The following is a 22,172-nucleotide window of genomic DNA, read 5'->3' on the forward strand; positions in this document are numbered from 1 at the left end:
CGGTAGTTCAGTTGGTTAGAATACCTGCCTGTCACGCAGGGGGTCGCGGGTTCGAGTCCCGTCCGTTCCGCCACTTATTAAGAGCCCTGAGCTAACGCTCAGGGCTTTTTCTTTTCCAGCGAATTAATTATTGCTGAATCCGCAAAAATCCTCTGCATTTTTCACTCTTTTTCGGTAAAGAACTGATGGTCATAATCCTCTCAGTTAACGAACATAGTGATTAAAAAGAGGAATTCTATGACTATCCCTGCATTCGGTTTAGGTACGTTTCGCCTGAAAGACGACGTGGTTATCGCTTCTGTCAAAACGGCGCTTGAGCTGGGCTACTGTGCTGTCGACACTGCGCAAATCTATGAAAATGAAGCGGCTGTTGGTCAGGCGATTGCCGAAAGTGGCGTACCGCGTAACGAGTTGTACATCACCACCAAGATCTGGATTGAAAATCTCAGCAAAGACAAACTGATCCCAAGTCTGAAAGAAAGTCTGAAGAAACTGCGTACGGATTATGTCGATCTGACGCTGATCCACTGGCCATCTCCGGGCGATGCGGTATCCGTTGAAGAATTTATGCAGGCGCTGCTTGAAGCGAAAGAGCAGGGGCTGACTCGCGAAATTGGTATCTCAAACTTCACTATTCCGCTGATGGAAAAAGCCATTGCTACAGTCGGTGCAGACAATATCGCGACCAACCAGATTGAGCTGTCTCCGTATCTGCAGAGTCGTAAGGTGGTTGACTGGGCTAAAGCGCACGGTATCCACATCACCTCTTACATGACGCTGGCTTACGGTAAGGCGCTAAAAGATGAAGTGATTGCACGCATTGCCGCTAAACATAACGCGACCCCAGCGCAGGTTATTCTGGCATGGGCAATGGATGAAGGTTACTCCGTGATCCCTTCATCTACCAAGCGTGAAAACCTTGCAAGCAACCTGCTGGCGCTGGACCTGCATCTGGATACTGAAGATAAAAAAGCGATCGCGGCACTGGACTGCAACGATCGTCTGGTCAGCCCGGAAGGCCTGGCCCCTGATTGGGATTAATTGCCCGACCCTCTGTACCTTTAACCCTCTTTCACAGCTCCTTCGGGAGCTGTTCTTATATATTCACTTAAAAAGTCTATAAATGCCCGAATGCGTGTACTGACCGCACGATCGCTGTAGTAAACGGCGCTGAAAGGCATTTCTACCGGCAGACGTTTATCGGCCAGCAGCTCCACCAGTTCTCCCCGCGCGATCTCTTTATCAATCATATAATCTGAAAGACATGCGATACCATTGCCGCTCAGACAAAGCTGTTTTAACGTTTCCCCGCTGTTGGAAGAAAGCCCACATTCGACCTCATGGAGCTGTCCGTCGCTACGGGCAATCGGCCAGGTATTGAGTGAAACGGGTTCGGAAAACCCCAGACACAGATGCTGCTTTAACTGTTCGACGGTCTCGGGCTTGCCAAAACGGGCAATATAGTCCGGTGAGGCAATAATCTTACGATAGCTGGTAAACAACGGACGCGCACGCAGGCTCGAGTCAGTCAGCGTACCTGCTCGTATCGCGACATCCACTTTTCGTTCAATAAGATTGATGAACGTTTCTGAGGAGACAAGAGACAATGTCATCTCAGGATATCGCTCACGGAACGGTCTGATTAGCGGCATCAGGAAATGCAGCATCACCGGCGTTGCCGCGTCGATACGCAGCAGGCCGCGCGGGGTATTGCGTGACTCCATGATTTCCGTTTCTGCTGCTGCCATCTCTTGCAGTATCTGCTGCACACGCCTGAAGTAGCGTTCTCCTTCTTCAGTCAGGCTTAGCTGTCGGGTAGTTCGATTAAGCAGACTCACACCCAATTTCATCTCCAGCTTTTTTACTGCCCGACTGACCGCGGAATTAGCCTGACCGAGTTGTTCTGCCGCCCGGCTGAAGCTGCCGCTTTCCACAACGGCCACAAAAATCGCAAGTTCTTCAGAGGTTGCTTTCATTTTTGCACCTGACGCAAAATTATATTGAGATTTTGAATATTTTTGTTATTAAAACATCCCGGCATACTGCGTGTCATCTGATTACTGATGTTACGGAGTTATTTATGCCTCTCGCATTATTTGCACTAACAATAAGTGCCTTCGCTATTGGCACGACTGAGTTTGTGATTGTTGGCCTGGTGCCGACCATCGCTCAACAACTGGCAATCTCGTTACCTTCAGCCGGGATGCTGGTTTCAATCTATGCGCTGGGTGTGGCGATTGGCGCACCAGTGCTGACCGCTCTGACCGGAAGCCTGCCACGTAAAAAGTTGCTTGTCGCGCTGATGGTCCTGTTTACGGCGGGGAATTTACTGGCATGGCAGGCACCCGGGTATATGACACTTATTGTCGCCCGTCTGCTGACAGGGCTGGCTCACGGCGTATTCTTCTCGATTGGTTCCACTATCGCGACAAGTCTGGTACCAAAAGAAAAAGCGGCTTCCGCTATCGCTATTATGTTCGGTGGCTTAACGGTGGCGCTGGTCACGGGCGTGCCGCTGGGTACGTTTATCGGCCAGCACTTTGGCTGGCGTGAGACTTTCCTGGCAGTATCAATGTTAGGCGTGATTGCGCTGATTAGTAGCCAACTGCTGATCCCGGCTAACATTCCTGGCCGAGCGGCCGCCAGCATTCGCGACCAGGTGAAAGTGCTGACTCATCCTCGTTTGTTGCTGATTTACGCCGTTACGGCATTGGGCTACGGTGGTGTGTTCACGGCTTTCACCTTCCTGGCACCGATGATGCAGGATCTGGCGGGCTTCTCCCCGGCAGCGGTGAGCTGGATCTTACTGGGTTACGGCGTATCAGTCGCTATCGGCAATATCTGGGGCGGTAAGCTGGCGGATAAGCATGGTGCGGTTCCTGCATTGAAATTCATTTTCGCCGCGCTGTTTGTTCTGCTGATGGTCTTCCAACTGACGGCTTCCACGCAGTACGCCGCGCTGGCTACCATTCTGGTGATGGGGATCTTTGCCTTCGGTAACGTACCAGGGTTGCAGGTCTACGTGGTACAGAAAGCGGAACAATTTACGCCCAATGCTGTTGATGTGGCGTCAGGGCTGAACATTGCAGCGTTTAACATTGGTATTGCACTGGGTTCCGTGATTGGCGGACAAACGGTCGAGCATTATGGGTTGGCGCAGACACCATGGATTGGCGCACTTATTGTTCTGGTGGCTTTCCTGCTGATGGGGCTGAGCGGCCGTCTTGATAAGTCCACACGCGTTGCTCTGGGGTAAATCATTGATGTAAGCGCCTACTTACAAAACAAACTGCAATTGTTCGTTGAAAGTGAGTGCTAAAATCCCTATAACAGAAGAACCAATCCGGCTGCGGACTGGTTGACGTTACAGAGGTTTGAAAGTCTAAAGTGCGAAAAAACACCTATGCCATGCGTTATGTTGCCGGACAACCCGCCGAGCGGATTTTACCGCCGGGCTCGTTTGCGCATATTGGCCAGGCATTACCCGCAGGCGTACCGTTGAGCAGTGAAGATCGCATTCGCGTGCTGGTATGGAATATTTTTAAACAGCAGCGAGCAGAATGGCAGTCGGTGCTGAAGAATTTTGGTAAAGACGCGCATCTGGTGTTATTGCAGGAAGCGCAAACCACACCAGAACTGGTGCAGTTTGCGACCACTAACTATCTCGCTGCCGACCAGGTTCCCGCCTTTGTGCTGCCTCAGCACCCCTCTGGCGTTATGACACTCTCCTCCGCCCATCCTGTTTACTGCTGCCCATTGCGCGAGCGTGAGCCTATTTTACGGCTGGCGAAATCGGCGCTGGTGACGGTGTACCCGTTGCCTGACACTCGGTTGTTAATGGTGGTGAATATCCACGCGGTTAACTTTAGCCTTGGCGTTGATGTCTATAGTAAGCAGTTACTTCCCATTGGCGATCAGATTGCTCATCACAGCGGTCCGGTGATTATGGCCGGCGATTTTAATGCCTGGAGCCGTCGACGGATGAATGCGCTGTACCGCTTTGCGCGTGAAATGTCGCTGCGCCAGGTGCGCTTTACCGACGATCAGCGCCGCCGCGCGTTTGGTCGTCCTCTCGATTTTGTGTTCTATCGCGGTCTGAACGTGAGTGAGGCCTCTGTGCTGGTCACCCGCGCCTCCGACCACAACCCGCTACTCGTTGAATTCAGTCCCGGCAAACCTGAACAATAACGGTGTGTCAGGTCTGCCGTAGGGCAGGCCTGTGATGGTTGCCCTTCATATTTCACAACAACCGAAGGACAACACAATGACAACACGCTCTCATCATGACAACGTCGAAAAACAGTTTGGCTCTCAGGCTAATGCCTACTTAACCAGTGCGGTGCACGCCTCTGGTCGTGACTTGCAACGTCTGGGGGAAAGGTTGCTGGCATTTCCGCAGGCCCGTGTGTTGGATATGGGATGCGGAGCGGGGCACGCCAGCTTTGTGGCCGCGCAATACGTAAAGCAGGTAGTGGCATATGATTTATCGTCGCAGATGCTTGACGTGGTCACTGAAGCGGCAAAGGACAGAGGTCTGGAGAATATCGCCACACGGCAGGGTTATGCTGAAAGCCTGCCGTTTGAAGATAACGTATTTGACGTGGTGATTAGCCGCTATTCCGCGCATCACTGGCATGATGTCGGGCGTGCGTTGCGAGAAGTGAACCGCGTTCTGAAGCCCGGCGGCGTGCTGATTGTGATGGATGTGATGTCGCCAGGCCATCCTGTACGTGACATCTGGTTGCAAACTGTGGAGGCGTTACGCGATACCTCGCACGTACGCAACTATTCCAGCGGAGAATGGCTGTCGTTAATTAATGACGCCAATCTGATTGCCGATACCTTGTTAACCGATCGTCTGCCGCTGGAGTTCAGTTCGTGGGTGGCGCGGATGCGCACGCCTGCAGCATTGAGCGACGCGATCCGTGTATACCAACAAAGTGCTTCTGCGGAAGTGAAAGCCTATTTTGCGTTACAGGAAGATGGCTCGTTTACCAGCGACACGATAATGGTTGAAGCACATAAAGCGGGATAAATAAAAAAGGCACTGGGGGGAAACCAGTGCCTTCATTTCTACAATGCTATCAGGAGTCCGGCATACCGCTGTTTTTCACAAACAACGTTAGCTGATCGCCTGGCTGCAGATTGTTCGTATCGCTGTTCCAGCGCATCACATCCTTGATGTTAACCCCGTGGCGTTTGGCAATGCTCGAGAGCGAGTCGCCTTTACGCACACGATAGGTGATGCTATCGCTGTTGTTCGCCAGTCGCTGTGCGCTAGTACCAGCGCCCACCGTCAGATTTTGGCCTACTTTCAGCGATGACCCGCGCAGATTATTCCACTGCTTAAGGTCATTGGTGCTCACGCCAAGACGTGAAGCGACGCCAGAAAGCGTATCGCCAGAGCGAACTTTGTAGCTACGGCTGTTCAGCGGTGTGTTATCCGCAACCAACGTTGACTGCACGGCTGCAATTTCGCCTGAGGCCAGAGACTCACGCAGCTTCTCTGCATGCTTCTTTGGCACCATCACATATTGCGGACCACTGGCACCCAACGTGGAGCCTTTCACGCCTGCATTGAAGGTTTTCAGCTTGCTGACGGAAATACCTGCCATATCGGCAACCTGAGCCATTTCAACCGGGCTACTCAGGCGAACACGTGCCAACGCGCGGCTTTCGTCTGTTGTTGGCAGACGCACGCCATAGCGTTTGCTGTTTTTGAGTATATCGCTCAATGCCAGCATTTTTGGCACATATAGCTTCGTTTCCTGAGGCAATGGCAACGACCAGAAGTCAGTGGGTTTACCACGGGCTTTGTTCGTTTTAATTGCCTTCATGACACGACCTTCACCGCTATTATAAGCAGCAACGGTCAGCAGCCAGTCGCCATCAAACATTTTGTTCAGACGCTGCATCATGTCCAGTGCGGCGGTGGTGGAAGCCACAACGTCGCGACGTGCATCATAATTGCGGGTCTGTTTTAAACCATAATTGCGCCCCGTGCTCGGAATGATCTGCCAAATACCTGCGGCATTGGCGCCAGACGTTGCGTGAGGATCAAAAGCGCTCTCCACTATGGGTAGTAGTACCAGTTCCATTGGCATGTTACGTTTCTTAACCTGCCCGGCTATCCAGTACATATACGGCTCTGCCCGTAAAGTTACATCGTGGAGATAGCTCTTATTGCGTAAATACTTCTGTTTCTGTTCGCGAATCCGGTTGTTTTCCGGAATTCCCATCTTTAGCTCGTCACCAATGAAAGCCCACAAATCTTGATCAGCAGCGATAGATGTTCCGTCGTCCATCCATCGCGCCTGACTTGTAAACTTTCCTGCTTCCCCTTGACCAGCTGCAGAAAGGCTCTGTGCGTGTTGTTGGACGTTACCAGTATTCTGGCACCCAACAAGCAGGACAGAGGCGAGTAATATCGCTTTTGCCTTCATGTGTGTGTCAATAGTTGCTTAAAAGACGACCGATCATAACGGCGAAGTTTTCAAAAGGCAACCCGCAATTGTCAGAACGTATCTTTCTTTGACCTTAACCAGGCAAAACGCTCTTCAGGTTGTTGCAATATTGTTTTTTTATTTATTTCATTAATTAAATCAATATCTTCTGTTCTTAAAAAAAGATTATTTCGTCGCTCATTTTTCAGAATTACGGGCAGTGTCATTTGTTTTTTTACGCGTAACTCATTAACTTTACGATAATATTCATTTATGAACGGATCGTGCGGAAGAATGCTTAAGGCAAACTTCATGTTTGCTAATGTGTACTCATGTGCGCAACAAATCAATGTATCGTCAGGAAGTGCGTTTAGTTTTTTAAGTGATTGATACATTTGAGATGCTGTGCCTTCAAAAAGCCGACCGCAGCCACCGGAGAAGAGCGTGTCGCCGCAAAACAGGTAAGGGTGGCTAAAGTAACAGATATGTCCTAAAGTGTGACCCGGCGTAGCAATTACCGTAAATTCATGCCCCAAAACGAGTGCAATATCGCCATCTTCGACTATATGCGTCGTTCCCTTATCTTGCGTTTCAGCCGGTCCGTATACCGCTATTTGTGGGAAATGTTGCAGAAGTTCTTTCACGCCGCCCACGTGATCCTGATGATGATGTGTCAGCAGAATGGCCTCGGGAACCCAGTTATGTTCTGCAATAGCTTTCAGAACAGGTTCTGCTTCACCCGGGTCCACAATCAGACAATGTTTGTCATTATTCGACAGGACCCAGATGTAATTGTCCTGAAATGCAGGAATACTGTTAAGATTCATAGATTACCTCTCAATGCGTAACGGAAGGTTGTGATGAAACCGGCAAGGATCCCTCAAACTGTCGTAGCGCCCGTTAGTTGGGATGATTTGCCCTGGGGCGAACACTATCGTCAGGCGCTGGAGCATCAGCTTAACCCGTGGTTCGCAAAAATGTACGGATTTCATCTGCTTAAGATTGGCAATTTAAGCGCAGAAATCAATTCTGAAGCGTGCGCGGTTTCTCATCAGGTAAATGTTTCTTTGCAAGGCGCTCCCATGCAGGTGACTGCCGATCCTTTACATCTGCCCTTTGCCGATAAGTCCGTGGATGTTTGTTTGTTGGCTCATACGCTGCCGTGGTGTTCCGATCCACATCGCTTATTGCATGAAGCCGATCGCGTGCTTATTGATGACGGTTGGTTGATTCTGAGCGGCTTTAACCCGGTAAGTCTGATGGGATTGCGTAAACTGGTGCCCGTATTGCGTAAAACATCGCCCTACAACAGCCGGATGTTTACCCTCATGCGGCAGTTGGACTGGCTCTCATTGTTGAATTTTGAAGTACTGCACTATAGCCGTTTTCATGTCCTGCCCTGGAACAAGAAGGGCGGGAAAATGTTAAGCGCCCATATCCCTGCGCTGGGCTGTTTGCAACTGGTGGTTGCGCGTAAGCGAACCATTCCGCTTACGCTCAACCCGATGAAACAAAATAAAAGCAAAACGCCTATCCGCCAGGCCGTTGGCGCAACCCGGCAATACCGTAAACCAGACGTTTAAGCCTCAGCCTGATACCCAATATCATCCTGAGTGGGACGCATTGCAGCAGCGTGCGCAAGCTCATCACAGCGTTCGTTTTCCGGATGGCCCGCATGGCCTTTAACCCATTCCCATTTGATTTGATGCGGCCCCAGCGCGGTATCCAGACGTTTCCACAGATCGACGTTCTTCACTGGTTTTTTATCTGCTGTTTTCCAGCCGCGCTTCTTCCAGTTGTGGATCCACTGCGTAATGCCCTGGCGCACATACTGGCTGTCCGTGCTGAGTATCACTTCACACTGTTCTTTCAGGGCTTCCAGCGCAACGATTGCCGCCATCAGCTCCATGCGATTATTGGTGGTGAGGTTGTAGCCTTCGCTAAAGGTTTTTTCGCGCCCGCGATAGCGTAAAATCGCCCCATAACCACCTGGCCCTGGATTTCCCAGGCAAGAACCATCGGTGAAAATCTCTACCTGTTTAAGCATCTCTGGTAGACTTCCTGTTTTAGCAAATCGAAATCAAACGATAAGTCTGACATAAATGACCGTTATGAGCACTGGAATTACACGACAGATCGTCCTCGATACCGAAACCACCGGTATGAACCAGATTGGCGCCCACTACGAAGGCCACAAGATCATTGAGATCGGTGCGGTTGAAGTGGTGAACCGCCGCCTGACCGGGAATAACTTCCACGTTTACCTGAAACCGGATCGGCTGGTGGACCCGGAAGCGTTTGGTGTACACGGAATCGCAGACGAATTCCTGCTTGATAAACCTACGTTTGCCGATGTGGCCGATGAGTTTCTCGACTACATCCGCGGTGCGGAGCTGGTCATCCATAACGCATCGTTTGATATCGGGTTTATGGATTACGAATTCGCTAAGCTCAGGCGGGATATTCCGAAGACAAACGAATTCTGCAAAATTACCGATAGCCTGGCGCTGGCGAGGAAAATGTTTCCTGGCAAGCGCAACAGCCTTGATGCGTTATGCTCACGCTATGAAATAGACAACAGTAAGCGAACCCTGCACGGCGCATTGCTCGATGCCCAGATTCTGGCCGACGTTTATCTGATGATGACCGGTGGGCAGACCACGATGGCGTTCTCAATGGAAGGTGACAGCCAGCAGCAGAATGACACGGGGATCCAGCGTATTGTGCGACAGTCCAGCAAACTACGCGTTGTTTTCGCCACTGATGAAGAGTTAGCGGCCCATGAGTCGCGCCTTGACCTGGTGCAGAAGAAAGGCGGAAGTTGCCTCTGGCGGGCATAGTTTGTACGTTTTCCGTATGGAAATGACCATTCGGGTGATTTTTGCAGCAAACGATTAAAAAACGTGAGAAAAAGCGTTGACGAGGCGTGAGGCAATCCGTAATATTCGCTTCGTTCCCAAGCGGAACACAACGCGGAGTGGTAGTTCAGTTGGTTAGAATACCTGCCTGTCACGCAGGGGGTCGCGGGTTCGAGTCCCGTCCATTCCGCCACTATTCAGAAAGCCTGAATCAGAAATGATTCAGGCTTTCGTCGTTTTGGCCCGCCAACAATAATAATCTCCTCATCACACTTTATCGACCACGTCCGTGCTATCGGGCAGGCAACACATCAGGTCATCCTTAACCCGACGCATATCCAGGGGCAGATCAACCTGCGAAGTGATTCATCACGCAGGCGAAGCGGGGGGAAAAGTTATCGCCGATAAGCACCGTTTCTTCATTCAAGTGCTTTAGCATATACAGCTTGTCGGCACGTTCGTAAGCGTCGAAGAAGAGATAATCGACAGCATCCGTTGCTTCATCATCGGGAGATTTTTCACGTCCGTTGGGAGTGAGCATGAAAACACCGGCGGTATGGCCGAGTGGTCGGGCATAGCGAAAGAACAGTTTTCGGTTCACAGCAAACTCGCCATCATCACTTTTGAGTTTCCCTTGTACTGACAATGAAAGGTGTCCGGAGTTGTAGCTGGTAATCAGCATTATTCCATGGAGTACCTTTTTTGTATCCTGGATGTCGAGTATCGACGTGAATTCCGAGGAGCAGGAAAAACTGATTTCTTGTTTTTTCGCATTCCCGGCGATAATAAAAAAAGCGATAGCCGCCAGCCCAAAAATGGCAATCACGACTGACCATAGTAAAGGAGAGTGATCGCTTTCTTGCTTCATATCATTCCTCATGATGGCGATACTGGCTGATGCAATGGTAATAGCCGAGGTTCAGCCCGCATTCAGCGGCAAACGACCACTCAACCAGATTATGGTTGCTCGCCCAGGTATTGAGATACAGATCTTTTGGGTACGAACAGTCGGGGTTAATGCCCACGGACTTGAAAATATCCAGCGCTTTCTTTTCGGTTATGGTGTCGGTGAGGGCGTTTCCTAATATATGTACACGGCATTGTTCATAGTCGATAGTCCGCAGGATAGTCGCGTCCGTCATGGCGATTTCATTGGGAATCCATGTTAACCACGCTGTCGCCAGCACGGCGATACCAGTAATTAACGCGGTTATCGCCACAGGCCAACGGCTTTGTTTCTTTTTGTTGAGCGTCGATGCAACATTGGCAATTCTGGCGGGAGCTTGCGCTTCTTCCAGTTGCTGAATATTGATATTAGCGTCGCCCATCCGAAATCCCATCCGCGGAATTGTGACGATGAGCTCTGCAGGATGACCCGTAGACGTTATTGCTTTGCGCAGAAATGAAATGTGCTGATTGAGATTCGCATCCGTCGCTCTGGCGCCATTATGCTGAAAAACATTCAGCAGAATTTCATCACGCGAGGATATCTCTTTACCATTTTGCAACAAATAGAGCAGTAATTGTGTTGCCACATTATTCAATGTGGCCATTTCACCAGATGCCAGGTCTTTTAGGGTATTTTTATGTGGTCTGAAAACTAAGCCATCACCAATAATTACGGATTTAATTTTGTTTATTGGTATATGAGAAATCACTGATGTCTCCTTTAAAGCAGGATATCTCGCATTCGAGTGGGTGAAGCAATAGCATAACATAATTCATTTATAAAAAATGGTTGTACCATAGATCGCTTTATTAATATTTATATAACAATATTTTAATATCTCTTATAGAATCCTCTTTTCTCCTTCCTCTCTTTCACTATCTTATTGTCATTACTCGCTTTTGATATCCAATTTCATTTTTACAAAAATTTCATAAATACATTTTGCCTGTTGTTCTGGCTAAATAAAAAAATAGTTGATAGATAAAAACTCTATAAAAATGCTGAATGATAGATATTAACACTGGTTAAGTCGTGATTTTTGGCGGTTTTTTAGGTAGACGATCGCTGTGCAGACAGTGTTACAACATGATTCCCTGAGTTTGATTAATACCGGATTTTTGCATTGTGTCATTTTCCCGTCGACTTAATATAAGCCCCGAAACAGCGTAAACAACTGTGGACGGTATTTCGGATGGAATACCAATGAAGTTCAAAATACGGGGCGGCTTGAGATGGATTGTTTGCAAGGATATGCGCTACCGCCACCTGCAGATCAGGATTCCCGGACATATATTATCTGCGGAAATAGATCTTCGGAATAACTAAAAAACAGATATAAGGTTAAGTAGTAATATGAAAATGAAAAACGTGGCTGTGGCCTGTGCGCTGATGGCGGGAATGACTTTTACTGCCTCTTCTGCTTTTGCTGCAAAAAATGTCGAACCGACTAACGGTAAAATTCACTTCACCGGTTCTCTGGTTAATTCCGCATGTGGTCTGGCACCAGAATCCAGCCCGGTACAGGTTAATTTTGGTGAGATCCCAACTTCTCAGTTAAAAGACAACCAACGTGCTGGCGTTAAGCATGCCAAAATCGTTCTGCAGGGCTGTGATACGACCGTCGCGAAAACGGCCACTGTGACCTATACCCCGGCAACGATTGATACAGACAACAACGCACTAGCTGCGTTCACCTCTGGTACTGCAAAGGGCGCGGGCATCGGTATGATTGACAGTGGCAACCAGGACGTGGAATGGGGCCAAGCCGCTTCTCAGGTCAACATTACCGATGGTGAAACCGACATTGATTTCGTCGCTTACCTGCAGGCAAACAACGCATCTGCAGCGGTAACCCCAGGTGATTTCGAATCTACCGTTAATTTCCAGATCGACTACCAGTAACGATCTGCAGCAGGCGCATTAACGCGCCTGCTTAACCCTTCCTGCGAATAACTGAAAGGAAATGCGGTGATGCCTGGATGGCGAATTTTACTGCTTTTTATCTTCATATCGCCTGCATGGGTTTTGGCTGACACCAATCGTCTTGTCAGTACGCCCGGCAAAATGCGCATGCGCGGAAATATTATTGAGGCTGCCTGTTATGTCGATCCACGCGACCGGTCGCTACTGGTTGAATTTGATGATCTCTCAGCCAGAGATATTTCCGGAAAACCAGAGAAAGTATCAGCGCATGATTTCAGCATTCATTTGTTGGGATGTTCATTAGGGGATTCTCAACATCCCGGGAATCTGTTTCAACGCGCCAATATTACCTTTTCTGGCGCACCGGATAGTGACAATCCTGATTATCTAAGCGTGCAATCGGAAACTGAAAATTTAGCGATAGAAATATATGACAGCAACGGACAGCAAATTCATCTGGGTGAGCCATCACCGGACTATGTGCTTAATCCAGGGAAAAACACGCTCAATTTTACGGCTTATTTGATCTCCCGCGACGGAAGAATGACATCTGGCGAATTTACTGCGGTCACGCATTTTGTTGTGAATTATCTCTGAGCTGCACTGCAATTCGGGTATCTGAAGGTTTGCGAACGAAAATGATCACGCTGAAAACAGATAAAAAACGTCTGGCGCTTTTTATTGCTCTGGTCTGTGCCTCTTCATGGGCTGAAGCGGATGAGGCCATTGAATTTAATACCGACGTACTGGATGCCAGCGACAGGCACAATGTCGATTTGCAGCGTTTTTCCGAAGGCAACTTTGTGACTCCCGGAGAATATCTGCTGGATGTTCGTATTAACAGCCAGGAGATTCCACAGCAGTCGATCCGTTATATCGTCGATCCTGCCAACCCGCATAAATCCATGGCATGTCTGACCCCGCAACAACTCGAATTACTGGCGCTCAAAGAAGAAGCGCTGGCCTATATTCATCCGATTAGCGCGACCTGCTATGACATTTCCCGCCTGCCGGGTGTGGCGTTGAATAATAGCGCAGGCGTACTGGACATTATCGTGCCCCAGGCGTGGATGAAATATACCGATCCAGACTGGACGCCACCGGAACGCTGGGATAACGGCGTCGCAGGGCTGATTTTTGACTACAGCGTCTCGGGCCAGGCCACACATTATGAACAGGGCGGCGATCGTTATCGCTCTCTGTCTGGCTATGGGCAGACAGGTTTTAACCTCGGCGCGTGGCGATTTCGTGGCCAGTATCAGGCCAATTACGCTTCGGATGATAATCGCGGCCGTATCGACTGGGATCAGATCTATGCCTATCGACCGTTGCCGATGCAGGCTGCAAAACTGACGGTCGGCGAAATCTACCTGAATTCCCAGGTTTTTGATTCGGTGCGTTTCACCGGGGCTAACCTCGCCAGCGACGAGCGTATGTTACCACCGAATTTGCAGGGCTACGCGCCTGAAGTGCACGGCATCGCCCGCAGCAATGCGAAGGTTACCGTCAGTCAGCAGGGCCGTGTTATCTATCAAACCACCGTTCCTGCAGGGCCATTTAATATTCAGGATCTGCACGGTTCGGTACGCGGCACGCTGGATGTTCGCGTCGAGGAGCAGGATGGCAGCGTACATACTTTTCAGGTCAATACGGCCGATATTCCTTATCTGACGCGCCCAGGCTATGTGCGCTACAACGCCGCGGTCGGGAAGCCATCGCGTTATAACCACGACGTTCAGGGGCCTGCGTTTTATAGCGGTGATTTTTCATGGGGGGTCAGCAATGCATGGTCGCTGTACGGCGGCGCGCTGCTCACTGGCGATCGCTATAACGCCTGGTCGATGGGGATTGGGCGGGACTTGAGCTGGCTGGGGGCGCTGTCGGCTGATGCGACGCAATCCGTGAGTCGGGTAAAGCATCAGGCTGAACAAAAAGGCATGTCTTTTAAGCTCAGCTACGCCAAAACTTTTGATGAGTACAACAGCGCCATCACCTTTGCCGGTTACCGCTTCTCACAGCGTAACTTCCGCACTTTCTCGCAGTTTCTCGACGAGCAGTATGAAAATAACAACAGTGCCGGCAACGAAAAAGAGATGTACACCATCACCGGCAACAAAACCTTCTTTGCTGACGACCCACTATTAGCGACCACGCTGTACCTGACCTATACCCACCAGAACTATTGGGATCGCGGTTCCCAGGATCGTTACGGATTATCGATGGGGCACAGCTTTTCATTTGCTGGCATCCAGGGGATCAGCGCCAACGTTGCGGCTTACCGCTCTGAGTATCAGGGCAAACGAGACGACAGTCTTTCGCTTTCAATCTCGGTGCCATGGAGCGATGGCCGCTCTATGGATTACGAATTGCAGAACAGCGGCAACCAGACCAGCCAGATGGTTTCGTATTCCGATAACCGCGACCGTAACAATCCGTGGCGTTTGCGCACAGGGGTTTCCGGTGAAGGGCGTACGGCGTTTGATGGCTATTACAAGCACCGCAGCATGATGGCGGAACTGGAATCTAACGTCAGCTGGCAGCAATCACGTTATTTCTCCGTGGGCGGCACGATGCGCGGCGGCTTTACCGCGACGCGTCACGGTGCGGCGCTGCACAACAGCCAGGCGTCGATGAATACCGCCAGGGTGATGGTTGATACCGACGGGGTGGCGAACGTGCCGCTGAACGGCGAACAGGCGCACTCAAACCGCTTCGGTATTGCCGTCGTACCGGACGTCGTTAGCTATCACAGCTTTGATACCCGTATCGATGTGGACGCAATGGACGAGGACATTTCCGCGACTAAAGCCATCGTGACCAACACCCTGACGGAAGGTGCGATTGGCTACCAGCATTTTGCCGTGGCGCAGGGGCAAAAAATGATGGCGCTGCTACGCCTGAAGGATGGTTCGGTACCGCCGTTTGGCGCCGAAGTGTTTAACGCTAACGGCGTTAGCGTCGCCATGGTAATGGAAAACGGTATGGCCTGGATTGCGGGTGTGAATCCGGCTGAGCGTCTTTCCGTTGCCTGGGCTGGCCGTGCGCAGTGCCACTTACAGGTGCCACAACAAATCAACCCGGAAGGTAACGTGCTGTTGCCTTGTGAATAATTTCAATAACCTGAATGAATTTTGTCATGAATAATCAAGCTTTTTACTCCGTGCAGCGTTGGCTTAAACCCGTGGCCTGTGGCCTGCTTTTGATTGCAGAGATCAACACCTCATGGGCGGGTATTGCGCTCGACCGTACCCGCATGATCATCACTGGTGATGCGCGCTCAGTCAGTGCGAACTTAACCAATACCAGCCCGAGCATTCCGTTTCTGGCTCAGTCGTGGGTGGAAGATGCCAACGGAACAAAAATTACCTCGCCGCTGATGGTCTTACCGCCGCTGCAACGAATTAACGGCGGGCAAAAGGGAATTGCCCGCGTGACGAAAACCAGCGGGATCAACGCCCTGCCGCAGGATCGCGAGAGCTTGTTCTACCTGAACGTACGTGAAATTCCGCCTAAACCGGATAAGCCGAACGTGCTGCAACTGGCGATGCAGTCGCGCATCAAATTGTTCTACCGTCCGGCCGCCATTGTGCCGGAAACGCCGGGCGCAGTGTGGCAAAACCAACTGGTCTTTCACAAGCAGGGCCAGCGCTGGAGTGTGGATAACCCAACGCCTTACTTCGTCACCTTAATCGGCTTAAGCCGCAAGCCAGAAGCGCAGGGAGGCGGCATATTGACCGACTTCCCCGGCGTTATGGTCTCACCAAAATCCTCTCTCGATTTCAGCGTCACGGACGGCAGCGTCAGCCAGTTCAGCATGATGTACGTGAACGATTTTGGCGGTCATCCCGAACTGAAATTCAGCTGCACAGGCAATGTATGTAAAGCATTGCCGATGGAGCAACAGCCCCGGTAACAGGAATCGTAAATGAAAAAGATGCTTTGCGCCCTGCTGATGGCGGGCATGGCCTGGCAGGTTCAGGCCACCAGCGGCCGCCAGGATATGAGCAACGTGTCCGGTGAGTATGGCAACGTCCGCTTTCACGGCCGGGTCTACGTGTCGCCGTGCGTGCTGGATATGGCCTCACGCGATCAGACCATCAATCTTGGTGATATTTCCGCCAGTCGGTTTCGCCAGGGCGGCGATCGCAGCGAACCGGTGTTGGTCACGCTGTACCTGAACGGCTGCTTAAAGGGCTCTGGTCATACCCTGAGGGATTTCCCCGGGCAGACCAGCGAAATGCCTGAGCTGGCGCACAGCACGGTGGAACGTGGCGTTTCGATGACGCTGATGGCCGAAGGCGCGCCGGAAAACAGTGACCTGGGGCGTATTCGTGGTGATGTGCGCGGCGCGGGCATTCGGCTACTGACCGAGCGTAATCAGCTGATCCATCTGAACCAACCGCAACGTATGTGGATCCTCAAACCAGGCGATAACGCCATTCACTTTCTGGCCACGCTGGAATCTTTTGGGCCAGAGGTGACTGCCGGAGAATTTAACGGCCTGGTGAGACTTAAGCTGGAGTATCTATGAGCGTATTACGCAAAGCGCTGTTGTGGGTTGCCCTGGCTGGCTGTCCACTGGCCGGGCAGGCATTTACACAGGGGGAAGGTGAGCCGGAGGGCGGGTCGCCGCATCAGTACGATATCGAATTGAGCTCGCTGGATGTCAGTAAAAACCACGTGGGTGGCAGAACGGATCCGTTTACCTGGAATCTGGGCAGTTGGTATGTGGTGAATTTCTATTGCGAGCAGGCTGACATCTCCCGGTCGCCGATTTACTACACCACCACGACTACGATGCCGCCTTCAAATCAGGGGGCGAACCGTTTTCGGCTAAATGAGTATCTGGATGTGGAAGTGCAGGTGTGGGTTGCCGGGGGCTATAAACAGTATGTTCAGGCGCCTTTTACCAACGTTTCAAACCGCAACAGCAATAACACTTGCAAAAAGCGCAAGGGCTACACGCGCGCCACTAACGTTGAAAGTGGTTCAAAAGGGAAAGTGACGTTTATTGTCACTAAACCCATTATCAACGGCATCAATATCACTTCCCAATCGCTGGTGGAGGTAGCCGGGCGCATGGGGAGCGCGGGACCTACGCCCACTACGGCGATTTCCCGTGTGGTGATTAAATCCGGGCTGATTACCGTACCGGACAAATGCACCTTCAACCGGGGAGACAAAATCAGTATTGAGTTTGGCGATCTGCCAGGATCCGCTGCCCGGCTCAATGGCACTAACTACAGCAAGTCGATCCCCATTCATGTTGTTTGTGAAGGCGGCAGCTTCGATCAGGGCGCGCTGAACATTAATCTTGGCGTACAAACTACCACGGCGTCAGGCACGGCGGGGTTCAACGATCATCTCCTCGGCACGCTGAGCGGCGGACAAAAGCGCGACGATCTCGGCATTATGCTTAAAGACGAGAGCGGTGGCACCGTCGTGCCCAATCAATTCTATAACGTGAAAGGTTTTTACCAGAATCAGGGCGACTGGAATCTTACCGCTGCACCGGTGGCAAAGCCGGGCGCGGGAAGCGTTAAGGAAGGTGAGTTTGAAGCCTCTGCCACCGTTGTTGCGCAGTTTCAGTAGGGGGATGCCATGAGATTTTCGGCGTTATTCGCGATCGGTGTGTTACTGCTTGGCGGCATGGCGCAGGCCGACACCAAACTGGTCGGCGGCGATATGTATTTTCACGGCACTATCAGAGCGCTGGCCTGCAGCCTGGCACCTGGAGGCGACAAAATCGAGGTCGATTTCGGGCAAATCGCAACGCAGGATCTCTATCTTTCGGGGCGCAGTAAGCCGGAAAAATTCAGCATTCAGCTACGCGACTGCAACCCAGAGGTTTTTCGCGGGATCTCGGTCACTTTCAGTGGTAGTGAGGATGCTGAGCTTGCCGATCATCTGGCGCTGGATAGCAGTGAACAGGGCGGCGCGACAGGGATCGGTATTGGGATGAGCGAAGAGGACGGCACGGCAATCCGCCTTGATGAGAGTACGTCAGTCAAAGAGATAACTGCAGGCTCGATGACGCTAAATTTTTGGGCGTGGGTCGCAGCAGAGCCGTCGGCGATAAAAAATCAGTCTCTCGAATACGGTCCGTTCAGCGCCAGCGGAACCTGGACACTGAACTACCAGTAGCATGATGAACGCACTGAATCGTATTGCCCCGCTGCCTGCGCAGAAATTATTGCTCGTTATTAGTCTGTTTTTCTGGTGTGGGGTAATGCATCTCTACTGGCCGAATAACGGCGGCAGCGGTCTGTCGTTGCCGCTTAATATTACGAGCTGGATTTATGCCGTTGTGCTGGCTGCAAGCGCATCAGTGCTGGTGCCTCGTCAACACTGGCGCATCACTGTCCCCGCCACGGTTTTTTCGATGGGGGCGCTCATCCTGACGCTGCTTTGTCTGCTGACGCCTGGCGTCTGGCAGTTCGAGGCGCACCTGGTCGCAGGGGCGCTGCTGGGAGGCGTGCTCGTCTATCTGGTGACATTGCAGATTCCGCTTGCGGCAAACACCCTGACGGTACTGCTGACCCTGCTATGGGGCGCGTGCGTCATCGAATGTCTGGCGTTTTTGTATCAGTACTGGCATTTGCCGGGTGTTGATTACTGGGAGTTTGCCTGGCGACGCGGTACGCGGCCCTACGGTATTTTTCAGCAGGTCAATCTGATGGCCAGCTTCACTGCATCTGGTGTGCTGCTGTCAGCCCCGCTCTTTTTACGGCTACGCGACAGATATCGAATTGTCATCGGGGTTGCTCTGGTGATGATGGGCTTTGTGCTGCATGAATCCCAGTCGCAAACCGGCTATGTGTCTGTGGTGGTAGGTGAAGTCTTGCTGCTGGTGGTTTTCCCGGCGCAACGCCGTATGTTGTTGCTACTTCTGCTGCCGCTGGCGTTAGGCATGGTGGCGGGCACGCTCGCTCGCCATTTTTTGTCCGTTGCTACAGTCGATCACCTGACCACTTCCCAGGTGCGCTGGACGGTGCTTAAAACGTCACTGGCATTATTTGCCGAACGCCCGTGGACGGGGTGGGGCGTGGGCAGTTTTGCCGCCGTGTTTCTCGAACGCGCGGGGCCGTTGGGGCTGAGCAGCATCTCGCATCCGCACAATGAGCTGGTGCTGTGGCTGGTGGAGGGCGGCCTGGTTGGACTGGCGGGGGCGCTGTGCTTTATTACGGGAGGCTTCTGGCTGTGGATGCACGGAAATCGCTGGCGTCGCGCTTGTCTGGTGGCGGCGCTGCCGGTGGTTATTCATATGTTGACGGAATACCCCGTCAGGCAGTCAACACCACATTGGTTACTGCTGATCCTGCTGCTTCGTTGTGCAGATAGCCCGCTAAAAGTGGCTCGCCTGACGCTTACGTCGACGTTGCTGATTCGTGCGCTGGCATTGATCTCGTTTTTAACCTTCACGCCATTGTTGCTTCTCTCACTGCACACGCAACAGCAGTTGACGCTGGCGGAGCGACAGTCAGCGCAGTGGCGTCTGGCCGAGTCGCTCCCGGTAGGAGGCTGGCTCCTTGCCCCTCGCTACCGGTTTGATGTTCAGATGGGGTATCTGCAACGGTATCAGCGTACCCGGGACGCTCGCTGGCTGGAAGCGGTTCGCCGCTGGGCGCCTGACTATGTGCGTGTTCACCCAGACCCGAATGTCTCCTTCACGCAAATCTTGCTGGCGTTACAGCAGCGCGACCTACCTGAGGCGCATCGTCTGGCGACGCGCTTTTACCTGACATACCCGAACGATCGCCGTATCCCGTGGCTGCGGGATGTACGACGTCCTTTCAATCAAAAAATGGAATGATATGAACAGATTCAGCGAACAGACCCGCCCTGGGCCAGAGCTTCCCCGCAACGCCGAGCTGCTGCGGATCACCGGGATCCGTTTGCAGCGCATCCATTTTTTTGATGATGCATCGCTGGATGTCTGTGAGGTGTTAAGTCAGGTACGCACGCCGCTACCGCTCGATCTTTTTTTCAAGCACCTTTCCATCACCGCAAAACAGCAGCTATTTCTGTGGCAAATGCGGCAGGTACTGGCACTCTCAGGAAGTTATTCGCTGAATTTATCCGTCAGGATGCTGACCTGTCTGTCGTGGATTGCGCAGCTCGCCCGGCAGGCGCATCAGGGGCGGATTGTTATCGAAATACAGGATCCTGGCACCATGATGCGACTGGAAAAGGCAGAACAGCAGGCCGTATGCATTGCCGTTAAAACCCTGGTGCGTCACGGGTTTCGCGTGTGGCTGGATGATGTTTCGCCTGAGCTATTTTTTGTCTGGCGACTGTCTGGCATCCGTTTCGATGCCATCAAAATTGAAAGCGGAATGTTTCATCAGTTCAGGACGTCGGATTGGCAGTTAAGGGTACTGGTCAATCAATTTCGCGGGCTGGGAGAACGGGTTGTGATCGAGGGGGTGGAAACGCCGCAGGATTACGCCATTTGCCGTATGAGCGGCGCAGATGCTGTGCAGGGATTTTTGTTCGAGCAGGAAGTATTACCGAAAGGCCTGAATCATTGCTGATTCAGGCCATGGTCATTATTCGCTCAGCGTCTGTGCGATATCTTTTTGCACCTGCTGGCGCTGTTCTGGGGTCAGTACTTTGTTCAGGTCGAAATAGTATTTCACGCGGTAATAACGCGCCTGCTGTTCGATATTGCTGAAGGCGGAAAGCTGTTTTTTGACGGCGGCTTCATCCCATTTCCCGGACTTGATGACGTCAATCAACGCGCCGTCTTTAACATCCTTCACCGATATCTGGCTAACGTTGGTTTCAAGCTGCTGGTGCAGCTTTTTAATCTGCGCAACCTGGTCAGTGCTCAGTTTAAGGTGCTGAACTACCGGGTCCTGAGCTGGTGCGGGTACATTGGATACGTTTGCTGCAAGCGTGCTAAAAGAAGCGCCAGCCACGGTTGCCGCCAGCAAAGTCATGCGTACGAAGTTCTTCATTTCGGGATCCTGATAAGGGAATTATTAACATTGTCTGTCACTCGCTGGTGACGAGTGATTATCCTTTGCAGAATACGATGCCCGAAGCACGTCGCCACGCGAATTTGTTTTGCGGTTGGTTACGGAGTGAAACAATCCCGCTACGGAAAACGTTGTGCAGCGGGAAGAAGGCGATATCTATAGCGTGAACGGGTCAGCGTCCTGCCAGGCGGGGAATTTCTCGCGGTACTCGCGCAGCGCCGAGAGTGACAGTTCAGCGTCAATGCGCGTAGCCTGATGTGGCTCGGCGGTGGCAATAATCTCCCCCTGCGGATTAATCACCCGGCTGTCACCGCGATAATGATGGCCGTTACCGTCAGTACCCACGCGGTTACATCCTGCTACATAAGCCTGGTTCTCAATTGCCCGCGCGGTGAGCAGAACCTGCCAGTGTAGCGAACGCGGCGCCGGCCAGTTGGCGACATACAATGCCAGGTCGTAATCGTTGCGGTTGCGCGACCATACCGGAAAACGCAAGTCATAACAGACCAACGGCAGAATGCGCCAGCCGCGCCATTCAAAAATAACCCGCGCGTCCCCCGCCTGATAATGTTGATGTTCATCCGCCATGCGGAACAGGTGGCGCTTGTCATAGAAATGGACATTACCTTCGGGTTCGACCAGCAAAAAGCGGTTTACCGGGCCACGTTCAGACAGGAGAGCGGCGCTGCCTGCTATAAGGGCGTTCGTCTGTTGCGCCTTAGTGCGCATCCAACTGACAACCTCTTCCTGCGGCAGCGATTTGCTTGCCGCTTCCATGGCAAATCCGCTGGTAAACATTTCAGGTAACACAATGACATCACGTCCGGTGACGGTTTCCAGTTGGCGGTCGAAATGGCGCAGGTTGGCCGGGCCATCCATCCAGATCAGCGGTTGTTGCAGCAGAGTAATTTTCAAACCGGGCACGATCGAGGCTCCTCATTGAACAACATTTTGACACTGTAGCATGAGCTCTAACTGAAATGTGGCAATAAAAAGCCCCGCATTAAGCGGGGCTAAA

Annotated in this window: 23 protein-coding genes and 1 tRNA gene; 16 read left to right on the plus strand and 8 right to left on the minus strand. The window is 51.8% G+C overall.

All coding sequences use genetic code 11. The features are described 5' to 3' along the window. The first annotated feature begins 237 nt into the window (after positions 1–237). A complete protein-coding gene (gene dkgB / locus OGV93_RS11350; protein WP_047417102.1) occupies positions 238–1,041 on the plus strand; it encodes a 2,5-didehydrogluconate reductase DkgB in 804 nt (267 codons plus the stop codon). 20 nt (positions 1,042–1,061) lie between these two features. Here dkgB and yafC read toward each other — a convergent pair whose 3' ends face one another. Continuing rightward, positions 1,062–1,976 carry a DNA-binding transcriptional regulator YafC gene (gene yafC / locus OGV93_RS11355; RefSeq protein ID WP_047498515.1) on the minus strand — a complete coding sequence of 305 codons (915 nt, stop codon included), beginning with the start codon at positions 1,974–1,976 and terminating at the stop codon, positions 1,062–1,064. A 104-nt stretch (positions 1,977–2,080) separates the two neighbouring features. On the opposite strand from yafC, the gene OGV93_RS11360 reads away from it, so the two are divergent. From OGV93_RS11360 to OGV93_RS11370, 3 genes are all read left to right on the plus strand, one after another. Further along, the gene (locus OGV93_RS11360; RefSeq protein WP_131380669.1) at positions 2,081–3,256 is read left to right on the plus strand and encodes an MFS transporter; all 1,176 of its coding nucleotides are present in this window, start codon (positions 2,081–2,083) and stop codon (positions 3,254–3,256) included. A gap of 131 nt (positions 3,257–3,387) precedes the next feature. Then, the gene (locus OGV93_RS11365) at positions 3,388–4,188 is read left to right on the plus strand and encodes an endonuclease/exonuclease/phosphatase family protein (protein ID WP_029139415.1); all 801 of its coding nucleotides are present in this window, start codon (positions 3,388–3,390) and stop codon (positions 4,186–4,188) included. Positions 4,189–4,264: 76 nt separating this feature from the next. Further along, the gene (locus OGV93_RS11370) at positions 4,265–5,035 is read left to right on the plus strand and encodes a class I SAM-dependent methyltransferase (RefSeq protein ID WP_049271174.1); all 771 of its coding nucleotides are present in this window, start codon (positions 4,265–4,267) and stop codon (positions 5,033–5,035) included. A 49-nt stretch (positions 5,036–5,084) separates the two neighbouring features. On the opposite strand, the gene mltD is transcribed toward OGV93_RS11370, so the two are convergent. Both mltD and gloB read right to left on the minus strand, forming a co-directional pair. Next, positions 5,085–6,443 (minus strand): murein transglycosylase D, encoded by a 1,359-nt coding sequence (gene mltD / locus OGV93_RS11375; protein WP_029139416.1) that lies wholly within the window; start codon positions 6,441–6,443, stop codon positions 5,085–5,087. 71 nt (positions 6,444–6,514) lie between these two features. Continuing rightward, positions 6,515–7,270, minus strand: a complete 756-nt coding sequence (gene gloB / locus OGV93_RS11380) for a hydroxyacylglutathione hydrolase (RefSeq protein WP_046274999.1) — start codon at positions 7,268–7,270, stop codon at positions 6,515–6,517. 33 nt (positions 7,271–7,303) lie between these two features. Between gloB and OGV93_RS11385 the strand changes: the two genes are divergently transcribed. Further along, on the plus strand, positions 7,304–8,026 hold the full coding sequence (locus OGV93_RS11385) for a class I SAM-dependent methyltransferase (protein WP_019076062.1): 723 nt from the start codon (positions 7,304–7,306) through the stop codon (positions 8,024–8,026). On the opposite strand, the gene rnhA is transcribed toward OGV93_RS11385, so the two are convergent. Further along, complete coding sequence (gene rnhA, locus OGV93_RS11390; RefSeq protein WP_287109582.1) at positions 8,023–8,490, minus strand: ribonuclease HI; 468 nt, start codon at positions 8,488–8,490, stop codon at positions 8,023–8,025. The genes OGV93_RS11385 and rnhA overlap by 4 nt on opposite strands. A gap of 64 nt (positions 8,491–8,554) precedes the next feature. On the opposite strand from rnhA, the gene dnaQ reads away from it, so the two are divergent. Both dnaQ and OGV93_RS11400 read left to right on the plus strand, forming a co-directional pair. Then, the gene (gene dnaQ / locus OGV93_RS11395; RefSeq protein ID WP_029139417.1) at positions 8,555–9,283 is read left to right on the plus strand and encodes a DNA polymerase III subunit epsilon; all 729 of its coding nucleotides are present in this window, start codon (positions 8,555–8,557) and stop codon (positions 9,281–9,283) included. A 134-nt stretch (positions 9,284–9,417) separates the two neighbouring features. Continuing rightward, a tRNA-Asp gene (locus tag OGV93_RS11400) sits at positions 9,418–9,494 on the plus strand. Between the two features lie 156 nt (positions 9,495–9,650). Here the strand turns inward: OGV93_RS11400 and OGV93_RS11405 are convergent. Continuing rightward, complete coding sequence (locus OGV93_RS11405) at positions 9,651–10,169, minus strand: FidL-like protein (RefSeq protein ID WP_016155747.1); 519 nt, start codon at positions 10,167–10,169, stop codon at positions 9,651–9,653. A gap of 1 nt (position 10,170) precedes the next feature. Next, entirely contained in the window at positions 10,171–10,854 is a 684-nt protein-coding gene (locus OGV93_RS11410; RefSeq protein WP_223307926.1) for a winged helix-turn-helix domain-containing protein, read from the minus strand. 749 nt (positions 10,855–11,603) lie between these two features. Between OGV93_RS11410 and OGV93_RS11415 the strand changes: the two genes are divergently transcribed. The 9 genes from OGV93_RS11415 to OGV93_RS11455 all read left to right on the plus strand — a co-directional run bounded on the left by OGV93_RS11415 (position 11,604) and on the right by OGV93_RS11455 (position 20,707). Then, positions 11,604–12,152 carry a fimbrial protein gene (locus OGV93_RS11415; RefSeq protein ID WP_016155749.1) on the plus strand — a complete coding sequence of 183 codons (549 nt, stop codon included), beginning with the start codon at positions 11,604–11,606 and terminating at the stop codon, positions 12,150–12,152. 69 nt (positions 12,153–12,221) lie between these two features. Further along, positions 12,222–12,770: a fimbrial protein gene (locus tag OGV93_RS11420; protein WP_019076063.1), complete on the plus strand. Its 549-nt coding sequence runs from the start codon at positions 12,222–12,224 to the stop codon at positions 12,768–12,770. Positions 12,771–12,811: 41 nt separating this feature from the next. Beyond that, positions 12,812–15,283 (plus strand): fimbria/pilus outer membrane usher protein, encoded by a 2,472-nt coding sequence (locus OGV93_RS11425; protein ID WP_016155751.1) that lies wholly within the window; start codon positions 12,812–12,814, stop codon positions 15,281–15,283. A 26-nt stretch (positions 15,284–15,309) separates the two neighbouring features. Continuing rightward, positions 15,310–16,086 (plus strand): fimbrial biogenesis chaperone, encoded by a 777-nt coding sequence (locus OGV93_RS11430; protein WP_287109583.1) that lies wholly within the window; start codon positions 15,310–15,312, stop codon positions 16,084–16,086. Between the two features lie 12 nt (positions 16,087–16,098). Beyond that, complete coding sequence (locus OGV93_RS11435; RefSeq protein ID WP_019076065.1) at positions 16,099–16,704, plus strand: fimbrial protein; 606 nt, start codon at positions 16,099–16,101, stop codon at positions 16,702–16,704. Further along, positions 16,701–17,765, plus strand: a complete 1,065-nt coding sequence (locus tag OGV93_RS11440) for a fimbrial protein (RefSeq protein WP_287109584.1) — start codon at positions 16,701–16,703, stop codon at positions 17,763–17,765. The genes OGV93_RS11435 and OGV93_RS11440 overlap by 4 nt, the downstream gene beginning before the upstream one ends. Positions 17,766–17,774: 9 nt before the next feature. Beyond that, entirely contained in the window at positions 17,775–18,317 is a 543-nt protein-coding gene (locus tag OGV93_RS11445) for a fimbrial protein (RefSeq protein WP_137379584.1), read from the plus strand. A gap of 1 nt (position 18,318) precedes the next feature. Next, entirely contained in the window at positions 18,319–19,986 is a 1,668-nt protein-coding gene (locus OGV93_RS11450; protein ID WP_287109585.1) for an O-antigen ligase family protein, read from the plus strand. A 1-nt stretch (position 19,987) separates the two neighbouring features. Continuing rightward, complete coding sequence (locus OGV93_RS11455) at positions 19,988–20,707, plus strand: EAL domain-containing protein (protein ID WP_103928933.1); 720 nt, start codon at positions 19,988–19,990, stop codon at positions 20,705–20,707. A gap of 15 nt (positions 20,708–20,722) precedes the next feature. On the opposite strand, the gene OGV93_RS11460 is transcribed toward OGV93_RS11455, so the two are convergent. Then, positions 20,723–21,133 carry a Spy/CpxP family protein refolding chaperone gene (locus OGV93_RS11460; RefSeq protein ID WP_016155758.1) on the minus strand — a complete coding sequence of 137 codons (411 nt, stop codon included), beginning with the start codon at positions 21,131–21,133 and terminating at the stop codon, positions 20,723–20,725. 177 nt (positions 21,134–21,310) lie between these two features. Next, positions 21,311–22,078, minus strand: coding sequence for an amidohydrolase (locus OGV93_RS11465; RefSeq protein ID WP_016151813.1), 768 nt, complete (start codon positions 22,076–22,078; stop codon positions 21,311–21,313). Positions 22,079–22,172: the final 94 nt, after the last annotated feature.

The organism is Citrobacter sp. Cb031 (genome assembly GCF_030336725.1).
Lineage (GTDB): Bacteria > Pseudomonadota > Gammaproteobacteria > Enterobacterales > Enterobacteriaceae > Citrobacter > Citrobacter braakii.

Coding starts and splice junctions, on each gene's coding strand:
- OGV93_RS11420 (WP_019076063.1), top strand. CDS start 12,222: ATGCCTGGATGGCGAATTTTACTGCTTTTTATCTTCATATCGCCTGCA.
- OGV93_RS11455 (WP_103928933.1), top strand. CDS start 19,988: ATGAACAGATTCAGCGAACAGACCCGCCCTGGGCCAGAGCTTCCCCGC.
- dnaQ (WP_029139417.1), top strand. CDS start 8,555: ATGAGCACTGGAATTACACGACAGATCGTCCTCGATACCGAAACCACC.
- OGV93_RS11435 (WP_019076065.1), top strand. CDS start 16,099: ATGAAAAAGATGCTTTGCGCCCTGCTGATGGCGGGCATGGCCTGGCAG.
- OGV93_RS11415 (WP_016155749.1), top strand. CDS start 11,604: ATGAAAATGAAAAACGTGGCTGTGGCCTGTGCGCTGATGGCGGGAATG.
- OGV93_RS11460 (WP_016155758.1), bottom strand. CDS start 21,133: ATGAAGAACTTCGTACGCATGACTTTGCTGGCGGCAACCGTGGCTGGC.
- OGV93_RS11430 (WP_287109583.1), top strand. CDS start 15,310: ATGAATAATCAAGCTTTTTACTCCGTGCAGCGTTGGCTTAAACCCGTG.
- OGV93_RS11425 (WP_016155751.1), top strand. CDS start 12,812: ATGATCACGCTGAAAACAGATAAAAAACGTCTGGCGCTTTTTATTGCT.
- yafC (WP_047498515.1), bottom strand. CDS start 1,976: ATGAAAGCAACCTCTGAAGAACTTGCGATTTTTGTGGCCGTTGTGGAA.
- OGV93_RS11370 (WP_049271174.1), top strand. CDS start 4,265: ATGACAACACGCTCTCATCATGACAACGTCGAAAAACAGTTTGGCTCT.
- OGV93_RS11450 (WP_287109585.1), top strand. CDS start 18,319: ATGATGAACGCACTGAATCGTATTGCCCCGCTGCCTGCGCAGAAATTA.
- OGV93_RS11405 (WP_016155747.1), bottom strand. CDS start 10,169: ATGAAGCAAGAAAGCGATCACTCTCCTTTACTATGGTCAGTCGTGATT.
- rnhA (WP_287109582.1), bottom strand. CDS start 8,490: ATGCTTAAACAGGTAGAGATTTTCACCGATGGTTCTTGCCTGGGAAAT.
- gloB (WP_046274999.1), bottom strand. CDS start 7,270: ATGAATCTTAACAGTATTCCTGCATTTCAGGACAATTACATCTGGGTC.
- OGV93_RS11445 (WP_137379584.1), top strand. CDS start 17,775: ATGAGATTTTCGGCGTTATTCGCGATCGGTGTGTTACTGCTTGGCGGC.
- OGV93_RS11385 (WP_019076062.1), top strand. CDS start 7,304: ATGAAACCGGCAAGGATCCCTCAAACTGTCGTAGCGCCCGTTAGTTGG.
- OGV93_RS11360 (WP_131380669.1), top strand. CDS start 2,081: ATGCCTCTCGCATTATTTGCACTAACAATAAGTGCCTTCGCTATTGGC.
- OGV93_RS11410 (WP_223307926.1), bottom strand. CDS start 10,854: ATGGCCACATTGAATAATGTGGCAACACAATTACTGCTCTATTTGTTG.
- mltD (WP_029139416.1), bottom strand. CDS start 6,443: ATGAAGGCAAAAGCGATATTACTCGCCTCTGTCCTGCTTGTTGGGTGC.
- dkgB (WP_047417102.1), top strand. CDS start 238: ATGACTATCCCTGCATTCGGTTTAGGTACGTTTCGCCTGAAAGACGAC.
- OGV93_RS11440 (WP_287109584.1), top strand. CDS start 16,701: ATGAGCGTATTACGCAAAGCGCTGTTGTGGGTTGCCCTGGCTGGCTGT.